At 44.0% G+C, this 5,480-nt stretch carries 4 protein-coding genes and 2 pseudogenes; all 6 read left to right on the forward strand.

The window, feature by feature from the left end:
* Nucleotides 1-211, forward strand: a pseudogene (locus tag ACJ28U_RS00170) (phage major tail protein, TP901-1 family); the annotation flags it as partial.
* 85 nt (nt 212-296) lie between these two features.
* Entirely contained in the window at nt 297-737 is a 441-nt protein-coding gene (locus ACJ28U_RS00175; RefSeq protein ID WP_160983130.1) for a tail assembly chaperone, read from the forward strand.
* Nucleotides 738-829: 92 nt separating this feature from the next.
* Nucleotides 830-1,036: a hypothetical protein gene (locus ACJ28U_RS00180; RefSeq protein ID WP_407618003.1), complete on the forward strand. Its 207-nt coding sequence runs from the start codon at nt 830-832 to the stop codon at nt 1,034-1,036.
* 16 nt (nt 1,037-1,052) lie between these two features.
* The gene (locus ACJ28U_RS00185; protein WP_407618004.1) at nt 1,053-4,187 is read left to right on the forward strand and encodes a phage tail tape measure protein; all 3,135 of its coding nucleotides are present in this window, start codon (nt 1,053-1,055) and stop codon (nt 4,185-4,187) included.
* 9 nt (nt 4,188-4,196) lie between these two features.
* Complete coding sequence (locus ACJ28U_RS00190) at nt 4,197-5,093, forward strand: phage tail domain-containing protein (protein WP_407618005.1); 897 nt, start codon at nt 4,197-4,199, stop codon at nt 5,091-5,093.
* 9 nt (nt 5,094-5,102) lie between these two features.
* Nucleotides 5,103-5,480 (forward strand): annotated as a pseudogene (locus tag ACJ28U_RS00195) (hypothetical protein); the annotation flags it as partial.

Raw genomic sequence — 5,480 nt, forward strand, 5'->3', positions numbered from 1 at the left:
TGTTGATGAGTTGGAGTTGGACGACGGAGATGACATGGTTTCAGCATCATACACGTTGAATATCTTGGATAAGTTGAAGACTGGTACATTCCCACTTACTGACGAGCAAATCGCAGCGTTGAAGGACATGTACGAGTTCGAGCGCCCAGGAGAGACGACTGGTGACTTCGGACCAGAGACGGACGGTACAACAGACGTACCGGCACTATAATTTTTTAGGGTTCTCATTGATTTGGGAGCCTTTTTATTATGTCCGAAAGGGCGCCAAAAATATACTAATTACGAGGTAAAACAACATGGCTATTGAATTGAACATTAAGGGTAAGCAAGTAACGGGAAAGTTTAACTTTGGGGCATTTTACAAGGCAAACAAGTTGCTATCAAACGAACAAAACAATGACGGAGCGGTGAATCTGTTTTATGGAATTGTGACTGGTGACTTAATGATGTTGCCATCTGCAATTACAATCTTGGCACCAACGAATGCGAAGTTGACTGACGAACAGTTGGGTGACGCCGTTGACGCACTGACCGCTGCACACGGGGGTGATCTTGACGCTGTGTTTGATGCGATTAAGGAGGAGTTGCAAGACTCAGGTTTTTTCGTGAAGGCGGTCAAGAACCAAATCAAGTCAATGGAAATGATTCAGGAAGCATTGATGGCGAAGGAGGATACAACGGAAGTCCAAAAGAAGGCGTTCGAAGAAATGTTGAGCACATTGCAAGAAAACGTCTAATTGTTGAAGCTTCACGCCAAGGTATTACTGATATTCCTTACATTTTTTCGTTATATAAATGGGAGCTTGAGGCGCTTTTTGAAGGTATTGCAATGGCAAAGATTGATAGGCAAGAAGAACAAGCGGTACAGCTATTCAATCAGCGCTACGTTGATAATGCGAAGAAGCCCAAGATGAAGAAAATATTCGACCGTGCAAAGTTAGAACGCAACGTTAAGAATATTTTTGAGCCGGGCCAGGACAAGCGAAAGTCTGAGCGTAGACGATTGTATGATCGGCTGCGTAAAGCATTTTCATAACGAAGGGAGGAATTGAATGTATAACGGTGGAGAAGTTATTGCACACATTGGTGCTGATATTAGCGAATACACCAATGCCATGAAGCAGATTGGCAAGGATACGACAGCCAATCTAGGAGGTGCACAAAAAGTTGCCTCAACCGTTGGTAAAACAATGATTGGTGTGGGTGCTGCGACAACTGTGATGGGAGTTAAATCACTGAAAGGTTTTGGTGAATTTAATCAAAGCTTGAACTCTGCCGCAGTTATCGCGGGTGGTACGTCAAAAGATATTGATGGATTGGCCGACGTTGCGAACCGAATGGGTGCTGAATTGCCACTGAGTGCGCAAGACTCTGCTGATGCCATGGTCGCTATGGCACGAGATGGTGCGTCAATCAGCGACATTAAGAAAGAGTTCCCGTCAATCGCACAAGCTGCGACTGCTGCAGGTTCTGATTTGCAACAGACAGCCGGTGTTGTACAAAACGCCATGAATATTTGGGGTAAGTCGATTGGGTCACCACAGCAAGCTGCTGCAACGTTGGTGACAACAGCCAATTTGTCTAATGCTTCAGTTGAAGATATGCAACACGCTTTGGCAACAATTGGAGCAACAGCTAATTTGGCTGGTATGTCTATGCAAGATACGTCTAGTGCAATTGGTTTGCTGACAAATCAGGGGTTCAGTGCGGCTGACGCTTCACAAGATTTGAACCACGCTATTTTGCAGATGATGGCTCCGTCTGATAAGGCAAGCGGATTGATGAAAGATTTGGGGTTGAGTTTCAAGGATTCCCACGGAAACATGAAACCGTTCAAGCAGATTGCCCTTGAAGTTGCAAAGGCCACTGATGGAATGGGAAAGGCTGATAAGGCTGCGGCACTTAAGACTATTTTCCATTCAGCCGGTATGAAGGCTATGGTGCCTATCATGAAGGCCGTGGAAGATAAAACTGGCGACACCAAGACAAGTTGGGATGCGTTCACCGGTGCTGTTAACAAGTCGACGAGTTCTCAAAAAGTCGCCTCGAAGGTTTTGGAAGAGCAAGCCAACGAAATGCAAAAGAACGTTGGAGCCAAGATTGAACAAGTTGGTGGTAATTGGGAGTCGCTATCGAATAAGGCAATGGCATCCAAGAGTGGTGTCTCAAGTACCTTGCTAGACTGGACAAACAACACGTTGAATTGGGCACAATCAAGTGATTCAGGTTTTGCTAAGGTGACACGTGACTTTATCGGTCTTGCACCTGTAATCGGGCCAGCGACAACTGCAGTTGGTGGTTTCTTGGCAAGCGCTGGGAAGATTACTGGCACAGTGTCGGCCGCTGGTAAGGGGCTGTGGAATGCTGGAAAAGCAACTAGTGAATTCTTAGGGAAGGTTTCTGATGCAGGTGGTTTCGTAAGCTGGATTAAGAACACAAAGTTGTTCACGTTGGCTAACAAAGCAAATACTACTGCCACAGTTGCAGAAACAACAGCACAAAAAGGACTCAATACTGCTGTGAAGGCGAATCCAATGGGAATCATTATAACTGCGATAGCTTTGGTTGTTGCGGCATTAGTGGCTTGGTTAACACAAACTAAAAGTGGACAGGCCGCTTGGAAAAACTTTACGTCGTGGTTGTCCGATACATGGTCGGGCATGGTAACGTTCTTCCAAGGTGTTTGGAAATCAATCACCATTCTGTTTAGTTCAGCAATGGATGGTATTAAGTCTGGTTGTCAGGCAACGGTAACGTTCTTCAGCAATTTGTGGAGTGGAATTGTAAACGTCTTCACGACGATTTGGAGCACTATCCAAACGGGCTGGCAAAACTTCATATCAATTGTGAGCGGTCTATGGCAATCTGCTGTGGGCGTGTTCAGCACAGTTTGGTCAGCGATTACAACGTTCATGCAACCGATTATCGACACAATCGTCGGACTTTGGAACAACTTCACAACTACGATTTCGGGTATCTGGAACGGGATCATCAAGATTGCGTCTGGTATCTGGGGATTGATTAAGGCAGCAGTCATGGGTCCTATTCTGTTGTTGCTTGATGCAATGACGGGTAATTGGAACCAAATGAAGGAAGACGCTGTAATGATTTGGAACAGCGTTGTTGATAGCGTCAAAAGCATTGTTAGTGGTTTGGCGCAAGCAATTTCAAGCTACGTCACTGGTATCTCAAACTTTGTTTCAACGATTTGGAATGCAATTGCCAGTGTGACGTCTAAGGTTTGGAATGCAGTCAAGGACGCTGTCGTTGGATTTGTTTCTGGTATTTGGCAAGATATTCAAAATATCTGGTCAGCTATCCCAGGATGGATTGATGGACTTTGGAATAACGTGAAGAACGGTGTATCTAACGCATGGAATTCTATGTGGCAGGCTATTGTAAGTTTTGCTAAAGGTACCATCAATGATATTCAAAACATTTGGAGCTCAATTCCAGATTGGATTTCTGGATTATGGAACAACGTAAAGGATGCCGTTGTAGGTGCATGGAACGGAATTTGGCAAGGGGCTGGCAACTTTGCGAATGGTGTTGTGAACGATATTAGTAAGGCATGGAATGGATTAGCTAATTGGATTAGTGGTTTATGGAATGGCGTAAAGAATGCAATTTATGCAGCAATGAACATTAATTTGTACGATGCCGGTAGGGCAATCATGATCAGCTTCTGGAATGGGCTTGTTTCGCTTTGGAATAAGGTGCAGAAGTTCGTTGGTAACATTGCGCAATGGATACGTGACCACAAGGGGCCAATTAGTTATGACCGCAAGTTGCTTATTCCAGCTGGTAGAGCGATTATGACCGGATTTAACGACGCGCTGAACGATACGTTTGGGGATGTTAAAAAGTCTGTTTCTGGTTACGCAGACCAAGTTTCCGATGCATTTGGCAGTGTTGATTTGTCCAACGTACAGTCTCAATTACAGGGTGTACACCAAATGATGAAAGACCAGCTTAGTGCAAATGCTAACGTCACTGCTAGCACACAACTTGCTGGAGCTAACGGTATGACGTTCGGTGCTGAACTTGATGATGATGTCTTGAATGCACCTAGTGCAGTAGTTGAAATTGAAGTCCATCAAGAGTGGGACGGTAACAAGGTGCGTACATATTTGGCTAATAAGGATGCACGTAACGAAGCAAAGGTTAAGTTGATCAATAAGCGTTAGGAGAGCTCAATGGATTTATTAATTAAAAAAGGTGACGTGCCACAACGTTTATCGGAACTTGGCGTGATTGTGACTGATATTTCGAGTGGAACACCTAGTCTAGACATTCAGACACAGAGCGTTGCTTTTAAAAACGGTAAAAAATTCCAAAATGCTACGCACAGCGAGAAGGCAATCACAGTGACTGGTTATTACTATGCGGCCGGCATTGAAGCTGACTTAGGAATGCAAGATAAGTTGAATGGTGTGTTCGGTAGTCTTGAACCGTACTTCATTGCAGAGATGATTGATGAACGTCAGGATATGTATGGTTATGAACGGCCGGGCGAAAATAAAAATCCGATTATGCAACAGTTGAGTAATGACGGCGTACAAGACCAAATGGTGACATACGTTGATTACAACCATTCTGCATACAAATACGGGTTTATCGTTTTGTTATCTGATGTAATTGACTATGAGGCACAAGGAAAAGTAGGCGATAGGATTCTAACGAAGGTTACGTTGAGTTTTGTAACAACAGGTGTACCATACGGTATTACAGAGCCAGTTGATATTGATTTAACGGGTCAAACGTCTATTCCTTACGCTGGAACGACAGGTGTTTCGCAGTTTGATTGGCCGTTTTACTTCGAGTTAACAGCGAGTGAAGCCCAGGGTTATACGTTTGATTTCACGGTTGGTAAGCAAAAGTTCACCTACAACGCTAAGGGAAAGGTGACGATTAAGCAGGGGGACGTGTTCTTATTGAACGGCATTTCTTTCAAACTTAATCAAGCGAATATTAACGATCAAACAAATATCCAGGAATTTGAGTTGCTACCATCCGACACGTTGCAAGTGCCGTTTCAGACAACGTTTAAGGGCGACGTCATCATCAAAAACAAAGTTGATTTTTATATCTAAGGAGGTTTTATGCTTAAGTTTAGAGACCCTCAGTCGAATATTCAGTTAGCTGAAGCAGAGTTGACGTATAAAGAAGCGGTTAATGGTGAGAAGTCACTGACTGGAACTATCTACAGTAATGACGAAGTGTTGCATCAAATGGAACGTGGCTGGTCAGTAATGTTCAATGGTGATTGGTACTATATCACTTACGTTGCGCCAACTGACGGTGGTAACTCAATTACGGTTGAGTTTGACGCAGTACACGAGTTCTTTTTCAAGATGAGTAAGTCGGTTGCTTACGGCACTCTCAAAGATGGTTCACACACGGCTAAAGAATACTTAGATTTTGTATTCAATGGTTCAGGGTATTCATACACGTTGTTGTCACAAGTTGATGCTTGGGAG

The sequence above is a fragment of the Weissella sp. MSCH1 genome (assembly GCF_045799135.1).
In the GTDB taxonomy this organism is placed as follows: Bacteria; Bacillota; Bacilli; order Lactobacillales; family Lactobacillaceae; genus Weissella.

Bases quoted from the DNA above. Each gene is read 5' to 3' on its own strand.
- ACJ28U_RS00175 (WP_160983130.1), top strand. From the start codon at position 297: ATGGCTATTGAATTGAACATTAAGGGTAAGCAAGTAACGGGAAAGTTT.
- ACJ28U_RS00180 (WP_407618003.1), top strand. From the start codon at position 830: ATGGCAAAGATTGATAGGCAAGAAGAACAAGCGGTACAGCTATTCAAT.
- ACJ28U_RS00185 (WP_407618004.1), top strand. From the start codon at position 1,053: ATGTATAACGGTGGAGAAGTTATTGCACACATTGGTGCTGATATTAGC.
- ACJ28U_RS00190 (WP_407618005.1), top strand. From the start codon at position 4,197: ATGGATTTATTAATTAAAAAAGGTGACGTGCCACAACGTTTATCGGAA.